The organism is Colwellia sp. 20A7, from assembly GCF_009832865.1.
Taxonomy (GTDB): domain Bacteria; phylum Pseudomonadota; class Gammaproteobacteria; order Enterobacterales; family Alteromonadaceae; genus Colwellia.
Genome location: NZ_CP047130.1, coordinates 2,452,436 through 2,474,335, shown reverse-complemented (window position 1 = coordinate 2,474,335; position 21,900 = coordinate 2,452,436). Strand labels below are relative to the sequence as shown.

Genomic DNA, 21,900 nt, shown 5'->3' with positions numbered 1-21,900 from the left:
TGGTGTGGTATTTATGCGTGCATCAGTCTATATTTTTAAAGAATGAACATAGCATGAAGTACTACTTTTCATTAAACATATCTACAGAAGAATTTTTTCCTTATTACCGTGGAGAAATTTTGTCAATAGTCGTGACTACTAATTTAGGGACAAAGGTTAAATTTCCAGCGATGCATTTGCGGAATCATTTAACAAGTAATGGAGTTTATGGCCAATTTTGCTTAGAAACGCAAAATAATAAATTTTTATCTTTAAAAAAATTATCATAAAAATAATTATTTTCAACCCAATAGAGCAATAGCTTTAAACAGAGGTCAGACCATTGGGCGACTTGTTTGATCTGATATTTGTATAGAAACAACCGTTATTTCATTAACTTAGTTATAATATATTCCATGGGTATTTTTATTTTTCAAACGAATGTTTTAAACGTCTGATAGTTTATGTGATATAACTATCTGCAAATCATTATATTACAGCCATTTAACTATTGTTTTTACACTTGCTACCTAATGAAAATGATGCAATTATTGGCTAACTATCAAATTGTGTATTAATCTTCACATTTGTAGTTAATAAATAAAAATAAATAACGATTTTAAGTTTTGGTAAATATCTACTTTTTAAGTATTAGCTAGAAAAGTAAGATTTTAAATTATTTGATTCGCTTCAGGGGAGAAACAGAATATGAAAAATAACCCTCGCAGGTTTTCTAAAAAACCAATAGCAGTTGGTATTGCTGCAGCACTTTCAATGACACTTTTAGGTACAAGTCTAAATAGTGCACAGGCGGCCAGATGGGAATTTGGTGATGTAGAAGTTAATTTTGATTCTACTTTCAGTGCTGGTAGCAGCTGGAGAACTGAGAACCGAAATTGGAATGATAACGTCGCGATCGCGAACAATCCTAATAACGGTCTTGATTTCAGTCAATACAATGCGGTATTTAATGCCAATCCAACTAAAGAAACCATCTGGCAAGGTCAGGGTGGTTATTCTGCGAATGGTGATAATGGTAATTTAAATTACGATGCTGGAGAATCATTTTCACAAATCCTTAAAGGGACACACGAGTTAGATATTCATTATGATGGTATGGGCGTATTCGTACGTGGTATGTATTATTACGATTTTGCCATGATGGATAGCGACAGAGATTGGACCAACCAAATTAGTGGTCAAGCTAATGATCCGTGTAATGACAGCGAAGCTAAAAAACAAGTGTGTGCTGATGTACGTATACTTGATGCTTATGTTTACGGTAACTTTGACATAGGCGATATGCCATTTTCTGTTCGTGTTGGACAACAAGTGATTAGTTGGGGTGAAAGTACCCTTATTGGTCATGGTATTAGTGAAATTAACCCGGTAGATATTTCGCGCTTAAGAGCACCAGGAGCTGAGTTAAAAGAAGCTTTTATTCCATTTGGTGCAGTGTGGGGATCTATAGGTATTACAGAAAACTTTAATATTGAAGCCTTTTATCAATACTCTTGGGAAAAAACTATTTTACCACCACCGGGCAGTTATTTTTCTACAAATGATTTTGCTGGTGATGGCGGCGATAATAACAATGTACAATTAGGGTTCTCTGGAAACCCTGATATTGATGTTAATACGTTAATGGCTGGTTTAAATCAACTTGGTGATTTATTAAGATCAGGTTCAATAGACAGTGCATCTGCTGCTCAGGCTTACTTAGCTTACCCAACTAAAGTAACGCTTCGTTCGCCAGGTAAAACAGCTGAATGGCAACCAGAAAATGGTGGTCAATATGGTTTACGTTTATCTTGGTATTTACCTGAGTTAAATGAAACAGAATTAAGTTTGTATTATGTAAACTACCATAGTCGTCGTCCATTATTTTCAGGACAAACAGCTGACTTTGGTGCGGGCTCTATAGGTGCTGATCTTGCACAAATAGCCACAAGTCAAATCACCACAGAAAACCTTTATGATCTTAGTACTTTTTCACACGTAAAACTTGCTTATCCTGAAGATATTAAAATGTATGCAATGAGTTTTAATACTACATTAGGAAATACCGCGGTTGCCGGTGAAATTAGTTATCGTGAAGATGAACCGCTACAAATTGATGATGTTGAATTACTTTTTGCTGCAATGCCACAACAATTGTTTAATGCTGGCTTAAGAGATGATTTAAACAATGTATCTCAACTTAATGATACTACAACGGGTCTACCTTATGCATCAGGTGTAACGGCAGATGGCTTTATTTTAGCGGATACTGTTCAAGCTCAAATGACTATCACCCATTTATTTGGCCCAATGTTAGGTGCAAGCCAATTTGTTGGTTTAATTGAGATTGGTGGTATCAATATCAGTGATATGCCTGATGAAGATGTATTACGTTTGAATGGTCCGGGTACGTCGAGAAACGGCGGTGTTGCTGCAGCACCAGGCTTAGAGTTAGGTTTACAAAATGGTATAGAGACAAACCCATTTCCAACTGCATTTGCTTGGGGTTATAAAATGGTAGGTAAGCTTGATTACACCAACGTTTTTGCTGGTGTTAATGTAAGTCCTCGCATCGTTTTTTCACATGATGTGAAGGGCATAACGCCTGATCCATTATTTTTATTTATTGAAGATAGAAAATCTGTAGCGCTTGGTTTTACTTTTGATTATCAAAGCACCTGGAAAGCAGATATAAACTATAACAGCTTCTTCGATGGTGTTGGCACGACTAACCAAATGGAAGATCGTGATTACGTATCGCTTAGCATTAGTTATTCAATTTAGGAGAAGTCACAATTATGAACAACCAGAACTTTAAGACTCATACCTTAAATAAACGTACTTTAAAGAAAAGTGCAATTATACTCGCATTAACCGTTGCATTTACTTCAGGTAGCGCAATAGCTAAAATATCAGCTGAAGATGCAGAAAAACTAGGAAATGAATTAACGCCGATGGGGGCTGTGAAAGCGGCAAACAAAGACGGTTCAATTCCTGAATGGACAGGTGGTATTACTAAAGCACCTGAAGGATATAAGGTTGGTGACCATCATTTAGATCCGTACCCAAATGATAAAGTTAAATTTACAATTACCGCAAGCAACGTAGCTGATTACAAAGATTTGTTGACTCCAGGACAAGTTAAGTTATTTGAAACTTATCCTGAAACGTACAAAATGAATATTTACCAAACAAGAAGAAGTGCTTCATTTCCTGATCATGTTTACAAGGCAGTGAAAATAAACTCTACAAGAGCTGAACTTGTTGAAGGTGGTAATGGTATTAAGAATACAGCAGTGGGCATTCCATTTCCAATTCCTGAAAATGGATTAGAAGCTATTTGGAATCATATTGTTCGTTATCGTGGTGAGAGTTTAGCACGTGAAGGCGGGCAAGCAGCACCAACGGCTTCTGGTGATTATACTTTTATTGGTTTTGAAGAAACATTATTATTACCATACAATGTTCAAGGTGTTACACCTGCGAAGTTAGAAGAAACTAATATCTTATTTAAGTTTAAGCAAAAGGTGACTGAACCTGCACGTTTAGCCGGTACAGCGTTATTAGTTCATGAAACCATGGACCAAATAAAAACACCTCGTCAAGCATGGACTTATAATACAGGTCAACGTCGTGTAAGACGTGCACCTAATGTAGCCTATGATGCACCAGGTAGCGCATCAGATGGTTTAAGATTAACCGATGATTTCGACATGTATAATGGCGCACCTAATCGATATAACTGGACGTTAAAAGGTAAGCAAGAATTACTTATTCCTTATAACGATTATCGTTTACATAGTGATAAAGTTAAATATGATGACATTATAAGACCCGGTCATATTAATCCTGATTTAGTTCGTTATGAAAAGCACCGTGTTTGGGTTGTTGAAGCTGACTTGAAAGAAAATACTCGCCATACTTATAAAAAACGAGTGTTCTATATTGATGAAGATAGTTGGCAAGTTGCGGTTTCAGATATTTATGATAATCGTGACGAATTATACCGAGTGGCTGTCGCTCATGGTTTAAATTATTATGAAGTTCCAACACAATGGTCTACTCTTGAAGTTTATCATGACTTTCAGTCTAGACGTTACATTGCGATGGGCTTAGATAATGAAGCTAAAATGTATGACTTCTCTTCAGATGCTGAAGATAAAGACTTCACACCTGCAGCGCTAAGACGAGAAGGTAGAAGATAATTCTACTTTAATCTAAAAAACGGCTGGCAGGTGTCAGCCGTTTTTGTTCTAACGTTTACTTTTGTTATCTTTTATATTTTTTGTAATTTTTTTCTACTATTTTGTACTTAATGTCGAGAATTTCAACGATGCCTTTTATTTTTCCCCCGTTAACCATATTTTTGCTTTTATGCTCTTTATCTCATTCGAGCTATGCTGATGAACTATCTGCAAAAAAAGATAATTCAATCATAACTATCCCTTCCGTTGAGGCTCGCTTAGCCAGTAAGTCATTATTACTCGATATAACTAAAGTGAATTCTAATAAATTAGTTGTTGTCGGCGAGCATGGACATATTTTACTTTCTTCTGATGCCGTTAATTGGCAACAAGCTAAAGTGCCATTACAAACAACACTAACAAGTGTATTTTTTATTAATAGTGATCTTGGTTGGGCTGTTGGTCATGATGCTACTATTTTAAATACTGTTGATGGTGGTTCAACATGGCAAATACAACAATATAAGCCCGAGCTAGAAAAACCTTTATTCGATATTGTTTTTAAAACGCCAAGTGAAGGTATTGCTATTGGTGCCTATGGACTTGTGTTTAGAACGCAAGATGGTGGTGCTAGTTGGCATAACGAATTTCATACAGAATTCCTCTTACCAGAAGATGCTGAATATTTAGCTGAAATAAAAGCAGAAGATGAAGAAGCCTACTTAGATGAAGCTTCATCTATTCTACCTCATTTTAATCGCTTGATTCTTGATAACCAAACTCTCTATATGGTCGGTGAAATTGGCTTGGTTGCTCAAAGTGATAACTTTGGCGTTGATTGGGTACCCTTTGATGATATTTACCAAGGCTCTTTTTTTGATATATCTAAAACAGCACAAGGCGGTTTTTTAGTCGTTGGTCTGCGTGGTCATGTCTTTAAAAGTGCAGATAATGGAATGACCTGGCAAGCAATTCAAACTAATACCACGTCACTTATTAATGATATTGTATTAAGTGAAGATGGTCGTATTTTTTTATTAGCAAATAATGGCACCTTATTAGAAAGTAATGACAAAGGTAAAAGTTATCAGCTAAGAACACAAAAAGATGGTAAGTCGTTAATCGCAGGCGTGTGGTTTAACGGAAAATTAATTGTTGTTTCAGATGTCGGCGTAAAGCAAATATCTTTATAAACTTAAACCATAATAATAGTTAAAAATATTGGATTGCAAAATATTATGAAAACTTCTCTCGCAAACCGTTTAGAAATTGGTCTATTTCGTCATAAAATCTTAGTATTAATGATGTTTGTCCTTGTTAGTGGCTTTTTGTTATTTCAAGCGACTCAAATTCAATTAGGCGCTTCATTTACTAAAAATATTCCGCTTAACCATAGTTATATGAAAACCTATTTAAAACATAGGGAAAATTTTGGTGGTGCTAATAACATCTTAATATCTGTTTGTAATAGTGACGGCGATATTTTTAACCCAGAATTTTTTGAAGCGCTGAAAGGCGTTCATGACAAATTGTTTTTTATTCCGGGTGTTGACCGTATTCAAGTTAAATCATTATATTCTCCTAGTACTCGTTTTGTCGAAGTAGTAGAAGATGGTTTTGCGGGTGGTCCAGTTATCCCTGCAGATTTTCAGCCTGATGAACGTGGCCTAGCAATAGTTAAAGGTAACATTGAAAAAGCAGGCATAGTGGGTAGCATTGTTGCCGATGATTACAGCTGTGCGATGGTGAAAGCTTCCTTACTTGATTTTAATCCTGATACAGGTGAAAAACTTGATATCTTAACGATAGCGGCTCAACTTGAAGAAGACGTTCGCCAATCATTTGAAAAGGATAATATCACCGTTCACATTATCGGTTTTGCTAAAGTGGTTGGGGATGTAGCCGATGGTGCAAAAGGCGTTGTTGTTTTCTTCCTTATCGCCATTGCGATTACAGCGATCATGGTCTACTTTTTCTGTCACTCAATCAGTTTAACTCTATTACCGATTTTATGTTCTTTAGTGGCTGTTATTTGGCAGTTAGGTATGTTGTCTACTTTAGGTTTTGGTTTAGATCCAATGTCTATTTTAGTGCCATTCTTAGTCTTTGCTATTGGTGTTAGTCATGGCGTTCAAATGATTAACTCTGTTGTTCGACAAGTGAGTCTAGGATTCTCTAGCCAAGCAGCTGCACAAATAAGTTTTAGAGCTTTACTAATTCCTGGCGGAATCGCATTGTTATCCGACACTATTGGTTTTATGACCTTACTTTCGATTGATATTGGTGTCATTAGGGAATTAGCTATCACTGCATCATTAGGTGTTGCGATGATTATTCTTACCAACTTAATATTGTTGCCGTTATTGGTTTCTTATTTGAAAATCACACCAAAAGATAGAAATAATCACGCTGGAAACATTGGCGAAGAAAGTCCTATTTGGCGCTTTATGGCTACTTTTGCAACCAGGAAAACTGCTATTGTAATATTAGGGTTGACAGTAGTGCTTTACGCAGCAGGATTATTTAATTCACAGAATTTGAAAATAGGTGAATTACACGCAGGAGCCCCGGCGTTACATGAGTCGTCACGCTACAACCAGGACACCTTCTTAATTACGGACCGCTATGCTATTAGTGTAGATTATATGTCAGTTATTATTGAAACAACGCCTGATGCTTGTACGTATTACGAAACAATGAATATAATCGATAGATTTCAATGGCGAATGGAGAATGTTCCTGGCGTGCAATCTGCAGTGAGTTTAGCTTCAATTTCTAAGATTGTTAATGCAGGTTATAACGAAGGTAATCCTAATTGGCGTGTTATTCCGCGTAACCAACAAACATTAGTACAATCTATTGCACGTGTTCCATCGTCAAGTGGCTTGTTGAATAATGACTGTAGCGTAATGCCGGTAATTTTGTTTTTACAAGATCACAAAGCTGACACAATAGAACGTGTTGTTGATGAAGTTAAGTTAGCAGCACAAGAGCTAGGTAATGACCAGTTACAGTTTAAATTAGCGTCAGGTCCAATTGGTGTGATGGCTGCTACAAATGAAGCTGTTGCTGAAGCTCAATTACCTATGATGATTTATGTTTATGGTGCGGTAATTATATTGTGCTTATTAAGTTTTAGAAGCATCAGAGCAACGATTGTTGTTGTACTACCGTTATATATTGTATCAACACTTGCTCAGTGGTTAATGACGGTATTAGATATTGGTTTAACAGTTTCAACCTTACCGGTTATTGCTTTAGGTGTTGGCATTGGCGTTGATTATGGTATTTATATTTTATCTACCATGAATAATGAATTGAAAAATGGCGCTAATGTACATGACGCTTATCTGGCGGCATTGAAGGAGCGAGGTAGTGCAGTATTAATTACCGGCATTACCTTGGCAATTGGTGTTTCTACTTGGTTCTTCTCGGATTTAAAATTCCAAGTTGATATGGGAATACTCTTAACCTTTATGTTTTTAGTTAATATGCTAGCTGCTGTTATTGTTTTACCAGCTTTAGCTGCACTTTTATGGCCAAACAAGAAAGACTAATATTTTCATAAAGTTCAAAATAAAAAACCTTTAGCTCATCAGAGATAAAGGTTTTTTTTATTTGTTTTTAAGTGTTTCATTGGTTTAACAATAGAAAGATAAGCGTAGGTTTGTCATTATAATTTAGCAACTGACATACAATACTTTTTAGTAAATAATGAAACAAAATTGGTAATTATTATTTTAATGAGTAATAAAACTTACTAACCTTTGCGAATAACTGATGTAAACCATAAGCTATTAATTAAATTTATAATAATTAACCAGTAATTATTTAATAAATAATTAACCAGTAATTATTTATTAAATAATTGAATATTTAAACAGGAAACATCCGTTTTTAGTGCTTTTTATTTATTATACTTGCATAAAGAAACACACTTATAGAAAACGTTTGATTTAAAAAGAAAATGTTTTAAATTAAAACAAAAATAATCCTCGCATTACCGTAAATTAAGCCATAAAATCTGTACTATACTTAAATAATATTTTCTTATTCTTTTAAGGAATACTTATTTTTGATAAAGATATCTAACTTATATTGCAAGTAGCAATATGATAAAAGTATATAAATTATTACAAGCTTTCTTTTTAACTTCTGTATAAAAATAGGAAAAGGAAAATAGCATGGCGTTAGTGAATGGTTCACCATCAGTTATACTGAAAAATGTAGCACAATTAATAAAGAAAAAAGTTCCTACAGAATCAGCAGAATTAGTCGATCAATTTGCAACCTTACTTTATAGCAATATCTCTTCATTTGATTTATCTGAACGTAATGATAGTGATATGTATGGTGCAACATTAAGTTTATGGAGCTCACTTAATGAACACACAAATAAAAAACCGGTAATACATGTTTTTAATCCGTCGGTAAGTAAAAATGGCTGGAAATCAAGCCACACAATAATAGAAGTAATCATTAAGGATATGCCTTTCCTGGTTGACTCTATTCGAATAGCACTTAACCGCTTAGGTTTATCTCCACATTTAATGCTTAACTCACCGTTAAAAGTTGTTAGAGATAAAAAGAAAAATATCATCGAAGTTGCATCTAGTGCTGATACAACTAAGAAAGCGGCTGTACAAGAAACAGCATTCTTTATTGAAATTGATCGCCAGCCTGATCAACAGGCACTTGATAATATTAAAAATGAATTGCTTAGCGTTGTAGAAGACATCACTCTAACGGTTGATGATTGGGAGCCAATGCTTAAAAAGTTAAAAGGTACTATTACTGAAGTATCTAAAGGTAAATTACCGGGTGGAAAACAAGCCAAAGATGATACCGTTGAGTTTTTAACTTGGGTAGCAAGTAATAATTTCACCTTGATGGGGTATCGCTCTTATGAAGTATCAGCGGTAAAAGGAGATATAAAACTTGAAGGCGACTTTGAGTCTAGTCTCGGTTTAATGAGAAACTCGAGTGTTACCAAAAATAGATTAATTTCTACCTTAAGTGAATCAGGCCGTGAAGTGGCATTAGGTAGTAATCACCTTATTTTAACAAAAACAAATTCCCGCTCTAGAGTACATAGACCCGTACAATTAGACTACATTGGAGTAAAACGCTTTGATGCCAAAGGTAATGTTATTGGTGAAGATCGTTTTATTGGTTTATTTGGTTCGTCTTATTATACCAATAGTGCATTAGACTTACCGCTGATTAAAACCAAAGTACAACAAGTGTGCGATTCATCAGGTTTTGCTCAAGGTACTCATGCATATAAAACGTTAATTAATATTTTAGAAACCTTCCCAAGGGATGAAATATTACAAAGTAATACTGCTGAACTACTGAAGAATGTTAAAGGTATCTTGCAAATGCAAGAACGCGATTATTGTGGTTTATTTGTTAGACGCGATGCTTTTGATCGTTTCTACTCGTGTATGGTTTATGTACCACGTGAACGTTACACCACAAAATTACGCATAGAAACCCAATTACTGTTACAAGAAGCCTTTGGCAGTGATGAAGAAGTACAGTTTACTACTTATTTTTCTGAATCAGTGCAAGCAAGAACGCACTACATTGTTCAAGTAAAATCAACAAAAGCAGATGTTAACGTGAAAGAAATTGAAAAGAATTTAAATGAAGCAGCACGAAACTGGGATGATAAATTAGCCACCGCTCTTGCTGAAAATAAAGGGGAAGTAGCCGCTAAAGCATTATGTAATAAATACATTAAATTCCCACAATCATATAAAGATGAAGTATTACCGGGCTCTGCCATTGTTGATATCGAAAAGTTAGAAGGCGTAAACCTTTCTGATAATTTAGAAATGTTGTTTTATCAACCATTAGAAGAAAAAGCGGATAGCCGTTTTGTAAAACTGAAACTTTTCCATAAAGGTGATCCTATCCATCTTTCAGATGTATTACCTATTTTGGAAAACTTCGGTTTACGCGTTATTGGTGAAAGCCCTTATGCGATTAAAACATCTGAAGGTGAAACATTCTGGATATTAGATTTCTCTATGCTACTCAATGGTGACAGTTCATTTGATATTTATACTGTTAGTGCTTTATTTCAAGATGCCTTTGCTAAAGTATGGCGAGGCGATTTAGAAGATGATGGTTTTAACCGTCTTATTTTAGGCGCAGGCTTAGAAGGACGCAGTGTTTCTATTTTACGTGCTTTTGCTAAATACGAATTCCAAATAGGTGGACGTTTTAGTCAAAGCTACATTGAAGATGCCTTTGCGCGTTATCCTGATATAGCACAGTTATTAATTAACTTATTTATTCATCGTTTTGATCCAAAAAATAATGCTAGTGAAAGTGCTAAAGAAAAGACCCAAGTAAAATTATTAGCTGCTATTGAAACGTCGTTAGATAATGTTGCTAACTTAGATGATGATCGAATCATCAGACGTTTTTCAGAAATGATTCTTGCCACTATCCGAACTAACTACTTCCAAAAAGATAGTTTATTGGGTGACAAGGCGTATATCTCATTTAAAATAACCCCAGATAAAATTAGTGAGATGCCACAACCCGTACCTAAATTTGAGATATTTGTTTATTCTCCTCAAGTTGAAGGTGTACATCTACGTGGTGGTAAAGTTGCTCGTGGTGGTTTACGTTGGTCTGACAGACGTGAAGATTTCCGCACTGAAGTGTTAGGCTTAGTGAAAGCACAACAAGTTAAAAATAGCGTAATTGTTCCCGTTGGCGCAAAGGGTGGTTTTGTTTGTAAGCAGCTGCCAACAGGCTCGCGCCAAGAAATATTTGAAGCAGGCAAAGAATGTTACAGAACCTTCATTCGAGCTTTACTAGATATAACAGACAACATTGTTGATGGCGAAATTGTTCCTCCTGTTGATGTTGTTCGTCTTGATGAAGATGATGCATATTTAGTTGTTGCTGCCGATAAAGGCACGGCAACCTTTTCCGATATTGCTAATAGTATTTCAGATGAATACAACTTCTGGCTTGGCGATGCATTCGCTTCAGGTGGTAGTGTTGGCTATGATCATAAAGCGATGGGTATAACTGCACGAGGCGCTTGGGAATCGGTTAAACGTCACTTTAGAGAAATAGATATTGATTGTCAGAGTACTGACTTTACGTGTATTGCGATTGGAGACATGGCGGGTGATGTGTTTGGTAACGGCATGTTGTTGTCTAAACATATTCGTTTACAAGCTGCGTTTAACCACATGCATATCTTTATTGACCCTAATCCAGATGCTGCGAGTTCTTACCCTGAACGAGAACGTTTATTTAATTTACCAGGCTGTAGCTGGGAAGATTACAATGAAAAATTAATTTCAGAAGGTGGCGGTATTTTCAGTCGTCATGTGAAGTCAATTAAGTTAACACCACAAATTAAAAAGATGTTGGGCACACAAAAACAAAGCATGTCGCCTACTGATTTAATTCAAGCTATTTTAACAATGAAAGTAGATTTATTGTGGAATGGCGGTATCGGCACTTATGTGAAAAGCACGAAAGAAACTCATTTAGAAGTAGGTGACCGAGCAAATGACGCATTACGAATTAACGGCTGTGACTTACAAGCTAAAATTGTAGGTGAGGGCGGAAACCTTGGTTTTACCCAGCTTGGACGAGTTGAGTTTGCATCTAATGGTGGTCGTATTAATACTGATGCAGTTGATAATGCCGGTGGTGTTGATTGTAGTGATAATGAAGTTAATATTAAAATTCTATTAAATACGCTTGTTCAATCGGGTGATTTAACGATTAAACAGCGCAACAAGTTACTTTATGACATGACTGATGCCGTTGGTAATTTAGTTATTGAAGATTGTTACCGTCAAACACACTCATTATCAATCACCGCTATGCGTGGCGTTACTCAACTAAAAGAACAAGTGCGCTTTATTCATGAATTAGAGCGTACAGGTAAACTTAATAGAGCATTAGAGTTTATTCCTGATGATGAAGAGATAGCAGACAGAGTTTCCAAAGATAAAGGGTTAACTCGTCCTGAATTATCAGTATTACTTGCATACAGTAAAATGGTGTTAAAAGAAGATCTTATTCACCCAGATGTAACTGATAACTCATATTACGATCAATTATTAATTAATGCATTTCCAGAACAGTTACATAAAAAGTATCAAGAACAAATGCAGCAACATCCACTTCGTGCTGAAATTATTGCTACTAAACTGGCAAATAAAATGGGTAACGATATGGGCTTTAATTTTGTTAATCGCATGCAAGAAGAAACAGGTGCAACGATTGCAGAAATAGCGAATAGCTACACTATTTCATGTGCAATATTTGAACTTGAAGAGTTTTGGAAAAAAATTGAAGTGTTAAATAATAAAATTTCTACTTCAATTCAAACAGAAATGTTATTCCAGTATCGACGTACGGTAAGACGAGCTACTCGTTGGTTCTTACGTCATCGTAATAAGGCATTAACCATTGAGCAATCAATAGCGCTGTACAAACCTACATTTGCTATTATGTCTAAGAAATTAAATAGCTTTATTATTGAAAGTGAACTAAAACAATTAGAACGTGTTGAAAATGATCTAGTTGCAGCTAACGTACCTAAAGAAATTGCTATCCGTATTTCTCAATTAAGTACTATTTTTTCAGCATTAGATATAGCAGAGATTGCTGATGAAGATGGAAGAGATGTAGAGCTTGTTGCTAGCCTTTACTTTAAATTAGGTGTTCGATTAGATTTACATTGGTTCTTAGATCAGATTACACGCCAACCTGTGGGAAATCATTGGCAAGCACTAGCTAGAGCATCATTTAGAGAAGAGCTAGATTGGCAGCAACGTTCATTAACAGCTGTTGTATTACGATGCGATTGCAGTGCTACAGCGAAAGATCTAGATAATATGCTGGAAGCATGGGTTAACACTAATGCTCAACCATTAAATAGATGGAAGAGTATTTTAGCTGACTTTAAAGTAGGTCAAACTCATGAATTTGCTAAGTTCTCAGTCGCTTTACGTGAATTAATGCTATTAAGCTTAAACTGTCAAAGGTTAGTAAAATCGGATTAAATTTATATTAAATGAAAGTTTAGGTTATAAAGTTAATTTATTACCGCTAAAAGCAATGTATAAATAACGTGTTAACTGATAAAATCCTCGCCTAACTTATTAATGTTTTAAGTTCAGCGGGGATTTTTTATTTCTGCTCCTACGTATAACTACTTTGAGGTTCTAGGTTTTATGTTCTATCCTGCTATTCGTAAAGTTCTATTTAAATTTGATGCTGAAACTATTCATGAGTTGACAATTAAAGGGTTAAAAAGTACGGGGTCAAATCCTTTAAATGCACTTTATAAGCAACGTGTCGCCGAAAAACCGGTTAACGTGATGGGAATTGATTTCCCTAATCCATTGGGCTTGGCTGCGGGATTAGATAAAAATGCCGAGTGTATCAATGCTTTCGCAGCAATGGGCTTTGGTTTTATTGAAGTTGGAACGGTAACACCTAGACCACAACCTGGTAATGACAAACCGCGAATATTTAGACTACCTGAAGCTAATGCCATTATTAATCGTATGGGGTTTAATAATAAAGGCGTTGATTATCTAGTATCGCAAGTACGCGCAGCTAACTTTAATGGAGTGTTAGGGATAAATATAGGGAAAAATAAAGATACTCCAGAAGAAAATGCGAAAGATGATTACATTCATTGCATGCGTAAAGTTTATAACTTCGCCACATATATCACAGTAAATATATCATCACCGAATACCCCAGGCTTAAGAGCATTACAATATGGTGATGCGTTAAACGAGTTGTTGTCAGCATTAAAAGCAGAGCAAGCAACCTTAGCTAATCAATATGGAAAATATATTCCACTTGCCGTTAAAATAGCCCCAGATTTAACTGAAGATGAAGTGAAATCGATTGCTAAATCTTTAATTGATAACGGTATTGACGGTGTTATTGCAACTAATACTACCTTATCTCGAGAAGGCGTTGAGCAACTTGAACATAGCACTGAGCAGGGCGGTTTAAGTGGAACACCGGTTAAAGATAAGAGTACAACTGTTATCCGCATTTTAGCAAAAGCGTTAGATAGTAAATTACCTATTATAGGCGTTGGTGGTATTGCTTCTAGCAATGATGCCAATGAAAAAATAGCCGCGGGGGCAAGTTTAGTACAAGTTTATACTGGCTTTATCTATCAGGGTCCACCGCTGATTAAAGAGATAGTTAGTGGTTTATAACGCCGGTATTATATGAGTGGTGGTAACCCATGTGCTTATAGAATAATCTTTTATTCTAAATTTTACTTTTTATACGAATAAAGGTGAATTTATTGAGCACTTACATTAGAATGCGCACTCTAATATCAGTTGGATATTAGATAACAAACTAAATTATAGGGATTAATTATGAAAAAATTATTGATTGCATCTGCAATGTTAGTATCTACATCTGCTTTAGCTGATGCACCTGGTAGCCAAACTTGTGGTTGGGGTAATATGTTATTTGCTGGCCAAAGTGGCACGCCAAGTCATGTACTTGCAGCGACAACTAACGGCTCAACAGGTAACAATACTTTTGGTATGACTTTTGGTACTAATGGTTGTTCTACTGACGGTACGTTAACGTACGGCGGCAAGGAAATGATTGATGTTAGTATGATTATGGACGAGTTTAGTGAAGATGTTGCACGTGGTAACGGTGAAGCATTAACAGCTGTAGCTGTTTCTTTAGGTGTTTCTGAAGCTGAGCGTGCTCACTTTGAAGCAACTTTACATAATAACTTCGATACATTATTCCCTTCTGAAAATGCAACTACTGAACATGTTGTTAGTTCTATGTTTTCATTAATGAAAAATGATGAGATATTAGCTAAATACACTGCATAGTATTTATTAAATATCTTATAAAAGGCTACTAAATGTAGCCTTTTTTATTACATTACTTATCCTATTTATTTTAGTGTTTTTATTTTGAAATTATATGAATCTTATTTTCCGTTCTCTTACCGTTTCTTTTATCATCTTACTATCATTAAAGGTTTATGCCGATAATTCAGTAGATACTTTCTCGTTATCGCAAACTACAGAGTGGCGAGCATTACTGCACATAAGTACAGAAAAAAATAGCAGCCAAATAGAAAGTTATGTAGATGATAGTAAATTTTTTATCGCCACTGATGGTTATAAAAACCCGCAAAACGAATTGTTGGCAACGTTAAAAGCCTTAAAAAATGATAGTGCTATTCAATGTAGATACCCAGCAAGAACCGCTTTTTTACTTAATAACATACCAGAGTTAGCCAGTGAAATTCTTTCAAATGATTGTACAGAATACATCAATTGGAGAGATCGCTTAAACACTAAATCAGTTGTACTTGTTTTTGCTTCTGCGCAACTGAACAGTCCTTCTTCAATGTATGGTCATACTTTTTTACGTTTTGATACGGAAGAAGTTGATAATAACTCGACTTATTTATCTTATGCATTAAATTTTGGTGCGACAGTACCTGAAAATGAAAATGGATTTCTTTATGCGGCAAAAGGTCTTACCGGTGGTTACCCAGGTAGTTTTGCAGCTAACCCTTATTTTGAAAAAATCAAAGAATACAGTCGTTTAGAAAATAGGGACTTATGGGAATATAAGCTTAATTTAACTGACGATGAAATTGATAAAATGCTTTCTCATATATGGGAGTTACAGGGCATTAACTTTGAATACTACTTTTTCGATGAAAATTGTTCATTCCGATTGTTAGAGTTACTTGATGTTGCAAGACCTGGTCTTTATTTAACTAATAATTTTCCTGTGACAGCAATGCCATTAGATACGATAAGGGTAGTCGACGATGCTAATTTAGTAGCTGACAAATACTATAGACCTTCTATTTTGACAGAGCTTGAGGCACATTTAACATTATTATCAGCGACAGAACGAAAGCTTGTTTTAGCGTTAAGCGAAGATATTAAGGTTTTATCAGATGGTAGTTTCACAAACTTACCTACCGAAAAGAAGCAGCTAGTTGTCGATAGTACTTATCGTTATTTACGTTATAAAAATACTTTTAATGGACGTGATGTTGATATTACCCGCCGAAGTTTCGAGTTATTACGATATTTAAATAAAAACCCAACGAATCTAGATATCTCTATAGCAACACCAACTAGCCCAGATCAAGGCCATAAAACAACAATGGTTTCAGTGAGTGTAGGTCAAAATGACAAGAACAATTTCGCAGAGTTTAAGTACCGAGGCAGTTATCACGATTTAACCGATCCACTAGATGGTTATTATGCAGGAATGTCATTAAACATGGTTAACATTAGCTTTCGTGTTTATGAAAATGACGATATTAAACTCGATAAAGCAGAGTTGCTGAATATTATTTCACTATCCGAACGTAATGAGTTTGTTTCTCCCTGGTCATGGCAAGCAAATCTTAGTGTCGAACAGCAATGGACAGGCGAAAAAGAAGTGTTAGTAACACAAGGTACTGCCGGAAGAGGTGTTAGCTATCGACCACTTGAAAATAGTTATGTATTTTTAATGGCAACAGGACGTTTAGAGTTTAATAGAAAACTAGATTCTTACACAAATATTGCACCAGGTTTGCATGCTGGATTCATTTACTATTGGCCGAAAACAACTTTATTATTGGAAGCAGAGCACTATCAATTCTTATTTGATCAAACTAAACGTAGTCGAATTAGTTTACAACAAAACATTCAGATAGGTGATACAAGTAGTCTTCGTTTATCAGCAGGTTTTCATAAAGTGGATTCTAAAGTTTATGATGCGAAACATTATAATGAATTGAAAATTGAATATAGATATTATTTTTAGTTTTGAATGTACGAGTAACAAACTTGATAGTATTTTAGGAATAAATATATCATCACAGGTTTAAGTAAACACATAATAATTAATCACTCATTGGTGAACTTAGGTTTTTAAAATATGAATATTGAATTAAAAGTAGCGACACTAGAAAATATTAATGAAATTTTGACTCTTCATTATAAATATCAAATTGACTCAATTAGTGAAGAAGACAAAACTGATGGTTTTATAACAACAGCATTTACTAAAGAGCATTTAACTAGTTTAATTCAAGATGAAAAGGGACTTTTTATTGCCTGTGTCAATCATAAGGTAGTTGCTTATGCTATGGCAGCTTCATGGGATTATTGGTCACAGTGGCCAATGTTTCAATTTATGATTGAAAATTTGCATGACTCAACTTGTTTGGAGCAAACAATTACCAAAGAAAACTCTTATCAATATGGTCCTGTTTGTGTTGATAAAGCCGTTCGTGGGCAAGGTGTCTTTGAAAGTATCTTTAATTTTTCGCTAAGTGAAATGACAAAGCGTTATCCAGTAATGGTTACTTTTATTAATAAAATTAATACACGCTCATATGAAGCACATACGAAAAAATCACCATTAACTGTTATTAATAATTTTGAATTTAATAATAATCACTATTATAAATTAGCCTGTAAAACAAAACGTTAAGTTTATTGAACAGGTGGTTTTTATTATTAGCGCTCTATTATTGCCTAACCAATAGAGAGCTGATACATTATGATCAAGTATTAATGAGGTATACAAAGTAATTGAATTCAATAATATTTATACAACAACGTTTTACTAATAGGTGCATCGACCTAAAGAAAACCAAAGTTTATAAAGGATTATATGCTAAATAAAATTAACAAATCACACAGTTATTATATTGTGTTTGCAAAGTGCCTTATTTTTACTCTTTTCATTTTTCTTAATAACAAACTGTTAGCTAAGACTAGCCCACCTGAATCACCATTTCAGTCAATAGATTATCAATCAGCTAATAAATTTATTAACGATATTAGAGTGAATAAACTCGATTATCTCAAGAATGAAAAACAACTCCAAAAAGTATTTGAAATAAGTAAAAGTAATAATTGGGCAACACTGCATCTTGAAACTGCTGCCTTATACAGCGAATTACTTTTTAGACAAGAAAAATATGAAGCCCTTAATCACCATATTAATACCTACATAGAAAAAGAGGGGATTAAAAAACAATGGGATTTGTATTTACTCTTGCTCGAATCAAAATTGAAATACCTTTCTCGTCAGGAAGATCCAACAGAAGCTAAAGTATTAGCTAAGCAATTGGAGGAAGGGGGTTTACTGCGTAGTGATAAAGAAAAGATTATTATTTTTCGTGCTCTGTCTTATTACTATACGTCTGTAGATAAGCTTAAAAAAACGCTCGAGGTATCAGTAGAAGGGTTAGAATTAGCAATAACATATGACGATTTTTCATCACAAGGATTTTTTCTACGTAAAATTAGTGATGCATATAACTTCTCAGATGAAAAGGAGAAAGCCTTAAGCTTCTCTAAACAAGCGATAGTTGCTTATGAAAAAACTAATGATGAACATTTAACCTCAAAAGCCTATTGGAGTATGGGCACTATACTGAAAGACAAGGGTGAGAATGAAGAAGCATTAGTCTATTTGAAAAAAGCATTACTGTACTTTAAGTCAGTGAATATGCATACAGGCATTGCTTTTTCTCAATATATCATTTCAAAAATTGAATTTTCTGAAGGACATTATGATAAAGCTTTGAATAATGTGCATGACAATATAGCTCTTGCTAGTGCGGCTGGTGTACATGATATGCATTTAGCATCAATGATTTTATTGAGTGATATTTATATTGAACAAGACTTTATAGAAAAAGCGAATAAGGTAAATGATGATGTTTTTGCTTTATTAGATAAGTTTAGTAGAAGTATTTATAAGTCTAATTTTTTAAGTAAACGTTATAAATTAAAACGACAACTCGGCTTAAATGAAGAAGCTTTTGAAGCCATAGAGCAAGAGCTTATCTTCACGAAAAAGCACCTAGAAGCTACAAGTGAAAATAATATTAAAACGCTGCAAGTTACATTTGAAGTAAAAGAAAAGGAGGCTGAAATATTTCGCTTAGCACAAGTTAATGCTATGACTGAATTTAAAGCTAAGGAAGAGTATCAACAAAAAATAATTTGGCGTTTAAGTACGGCTATTGCCGTAATATTGATACTTTTTTCATTACTATTGATTAATAGACAGGTAAGCCAACGTAAAAAATATCATGCTATTGCCAATACTGATTACCTAACTAACTCTCCTAATAGACGAGGTATTATGTTAATAGCCGAAACAAGTTTAAGCGATAATGAGTTAACTATTGCTATTGTTGATTTAGATTACTTTAAAAAGGTTAACGATACTTTAGGCCATGACATAGGGGATATAGTGCTGATTGCTTTTGCAAATGCAGCAAGAAAAACATTAAGGGAAAATGATAAATTTGGCCGTTATGGTGGTGAAGAGTGGTTATTTATTTTACATACAACCAATAAATCAGTGGTAGATAATATTTTTAAACGTTTAAATGAAAATTTTGCTAATTATTGTATAGATATTAAAAGTGGTCATCCTGCTCTCGATTGGGATATCACTTTCAGTGTCGGAGCGTCAATAACTAGCAAGGCAAATAATAACCTTGATTTTCACATTAAAAAAGCGGATGAGTTACTTTATCAAGCAAAAGCGGATGGCCGAAATAAGGTTGTTATTGGTTAGAATAAAATGAAGAATTGCTACGTAATTTTAGATTCTATAGTCAAAAAAATGAATTTTCAGAGGTAAGTGGGGTTTTCTTGAAATAAGTATTATTTATTTTTACTTTATTAAACAAACAATAAAGAAAAAACACTTTTATCGACTCAGTGCTAATAAAGTAACCAAGTCGATAAAAGTATAAAATTAACTGTTAATAACTTTCGTTATGTACACTTAATACAGCACGACCCGATGGATCGGCATTATTTCTAAAGCTTTCATCCCAAGCTAGCGCTTCTTCAGTACTACAAGCAACAGATTTACCACCAATAACACAATCAGCAGCGGTTGCTAATGGATATTTTTCTTCAAAAATAGTGCGGTAGTAATAGCCTTCTTTGTTATCAGGCGTATTTACTGGGAATCTGATATGTGCATTTTCAAGTTGTTGATCAGTAACTAATGTTTCAACATGTGCTTTTAAGCCGTCAATCCACGAGTAACCAACACCATCAGAGAATTGCTCTTTTTGACGCCACAAAATTTCTTTTGGTAAATAACCTTCAAAAGATTCACGTAAAATAGCTTTTTCCATTTTACCGTTACCACACATCTTATCCTCAGGGTTGATGCGCATTGCAACATCCATGAAGTTCTTATCTAAGAATGGTACACGGGCTTCAATACCCCAAGCAGACATTGATTTATTAGCACGTAAACAGTCAAACTTATGTAGTCTGTCAAGTTTACGTAATAACTCTTCATGGAATTCTTGAGCGTTTGGCGCTTTATGGAAGTATAAGTAACCACCAAATATTTCATCTGCACCTTCACCAGAAAGTACCATTTTAATACCCATGGCTTTAATTTTACGTGCCATTAAGTACATTGGTGTAGAAGCACGAATAGTTGTTACATCGTAAGTCTCTAAATGATAGATAACTTCTTTAAGTGCATCAATACCTTCTTGCTCAGTAAAAATAACACTGTGATGCGTAGTACCAATACTGTCTGCAACAGTTTTTGCAGCAACTAAATCAGGAGAGCCAGCTAAGCCACAAGCAAATGAGTGAACTTTGGGCCACCAAGCTTCAGCTAAGTCATTGTCTTCTATTCTACGAGCAGCAAACTTTTGCGTAATAGCAGAAATTAATGATGAATCTAAACCACCAGACAATAAAACACCGTAAGGAACATCAGTCATTAAATGACTTTTAACAGATTCTTCTAATGCTTCACGGATTTTAGTTTTACTTGTTGTATTGTCTTTAATCGCAGCATAATCTTGCCAGTTACGTTTGTAATACTTCTGTAATTCACCAACGCGGCTATCTAAGATATGTCCTGGAGGAAATTCAGATACTGTTTTACATATTGGCATTAATGCTTTCATTTCTGAAGCAACATAGAAGTTACCTTCAGCATCATAACCCGTATATAAAGGGATAATACCAATATGGTCACGTGCAATTAGGTAGCTATTGTCTTTTGAGTTATATAAACAAAACGCGAACATGCCTTGTAGTTTATCTACAAAGTCAGCACCGAATTCTTCATATAAAGGTAAAATAACTTCACAGTCAGAGGCTGTTTGAAATTCGTAATCAACATTTAATTCGCTTGCTAAAGCTTTATGGTTATAAATTTCACCATTAACTGCTAAAACGTTAGTTTTATCATTGTTGTATAATGGTTGAGCGCCATGCTCAGTATCAACAATTGATAAACGTTCATGCACTAATATTGCATGGTCGTTACTGTAAATGCCTGACCAATCTGGTCCACGGTGACGTAATAGGCGAGAATATTCTAAAGCTTGAGGACGAAGTGCATCAGCACCTGTTTTTATATCTAATATACCAAAGATCGAACACATTGAAGCGCTACTCCTTTAATTATTGTTGAATCGAATTGTGAGTAATTAGTGTTGTTACACTAATTAGTAACTGACACTTTGACAGCTCAGCAGTAAAAAGCAACCTAAATGTATAAAATAATGAAATAAAGCTAAATTAAACGATAAAACGTAAATAATAGCGGCAATATTATCTATCTAATCGGTATATAGATAATAAATGTAGATAAAATTACCATCATTAAATTAGTTTTAAGTATTCGTTAAGAAAAGGTATTTAAGCTA

The 21,900-nt window shown here is 34.6% G+C and carries 12 protein-coding genes; 11 read left to right on the top strand and 1 reads right to left on the bottom strand.

The features are described 5' to 3' along the window. Nucleotides 1-53 precede the first annotated feature (53 nt). The 11 genes from GQS55_RS10755 to GQS55_RS10705 all read left to right on the top strand — a co-directional run bounded on the left by GQS55_RS10755 (nt 54) and on the right by GQS55_RS10705 (nt 19,781). Entirely contained in the window at nt 54-269 is a 216-nt protein-coding gene (locus GQS55_RS10755; RefSeq protein WP_159822773.1) for a DUF2835 domain-containing protein, read from the top strand. A 418-nt stretch (nt 270-687) separates the two neighbouring features. Beyond that, complete coding sequence (locus tag GQS55_RS10750; protein WP_159820483.1) at nt 688-2,763, top strand: DUF1302 domain-containing protein; 2,076 nt, start codon at nt 688-690, stop codon at nt 2,761-2,763. Between the two features lie 14 nt (nt 2,764-2,777). Further along, nucleotides 2,778-4,184, top strand: a complete 1,407-nt coding sequence (locus tag GQS55_RS10745; RefSeq protein WP_159820481.1) for a DUF1329 domain-containing protein — start codon at nt 2,778-2,780, stop codon at nt 4,182-4,184. A gap of 128 nt (nt 4,185-4,312) precedes the next feature. Continuing rightward, nucleotides 4,313-5,356 (top strand): WD40/YVTN/BNR-like repeat-containing protein, encoded by a 1,044-nt coding sequence (locus GQS55_RS10740; protein ID WP_159820479.1) that lies wholly within the window; start codon nt 4,313-4,315, stop codon nt 5,354-5,356. A gap of 45 nt (nt 5,357-5,401) precedes the next feature. After that, the gene (locus tag GQS55_RS10735) at nt 5,402-7,720 is read left to right on the top strand and encodes an efflux RND transporter permease subunit (protein WP_159820477.1); all 2,319 of its coding nucleotides are present in this window, start codon (nt 5,402-5,404) and stop codon (nt 7,718-7,720) included. A gap of 627 nt (nt 7,721-8,347) precedes the next feature. Beyond that, on the top strand, nt 8,348-13,216 hold the full coding sequence (locus GQS55_RS10730) for an NAD-glutamate dehydrogenase (RefSeq protein WP_159820475.1): 4,869 nt from the start codon (nt 8,348-8,350) through the stop codon (nt 13,214-13,216). Nucleotides 13,217-13,387: 171 nt separating this feature from the next. Continuing rightward, on the top strand, nt 13,388-14,398 hold the full coding sequence (gene pyrD / locus GQS55_RS10725; protein WP_159820473.1) for a quinone-dependent dihydroorotate dehydrogenase: 1,011 nt from the start codon (nt 13,388-13,390) through the stop codon (nt 14,396-14,398). A 168-nt stretch (nt 14,399-14,566) separates the two neighbouring features. Then, a complete protein-coding gene (locus GQS55_RS10720; protein WP_159820471.1) occupies nt 14,567-15,046 on the top strand; it encodes a DUF3015 domain-containing protein in 480 nt (159 codons plus the stop codon). A gap of 94 nt (nt 15,047-15,140) precedes the next feature. Continuing rightward, nucleotides 15,141-17,000, top strand: a complete 1,860-nt coding sequence (locus tag GQS55_RS10715; RefSeq protein ID WP_159820469.1) for an Lnb N-terminal periplasmic domain-containing protein — start codon at nt 15,141-15,143, stop codon at nt 16,998-17,000. Between the two features lie 114 nt (nt 17,001-17,114). After that, nucleotides 17,115-17,672 (top strand): GNAT family acetyltransferase, encoded by a 558-nt coding sequence (locus GQS55_RS10710; protein ID WP_236559616.1) that lies wholly within the window; start codon nt 17,115-17,117, stop codon nt 17,670-17,672. Nucleotides 17,673-18,029: 357 nt separating this feature from the next. Continuing rightward, nucleotides 18,030-19,781 (top strand): GGDEF domain-containing protein, encoded by a 1,752-nt coding sequence (locus GQS55_RS10705; protein WP_236559615.1) that lies wholly within the window; start codon nt 18,030-18,032, stop codon nt 19,779-19,781. Nucleotides 19,782-19,971: 190 nt separating this feature from the next. Here GQS55_RS10705 and asnB read toward each other — a convergent pair whose 3' ends face one another. Further along, nucleotides 19,972-21,636, bottom strand: a complete 1,665-nt coding sequence (asnB, locus tag GQS55_RS10700; RefSeq protein ID WP_159820465.1) for an asparagine synthase B — start codon at nt 21,634-21,636, stop codon at nt 19,972-19,974. Nucleotides 21,637-21,900: the final 264 nt, after the last annotated feature.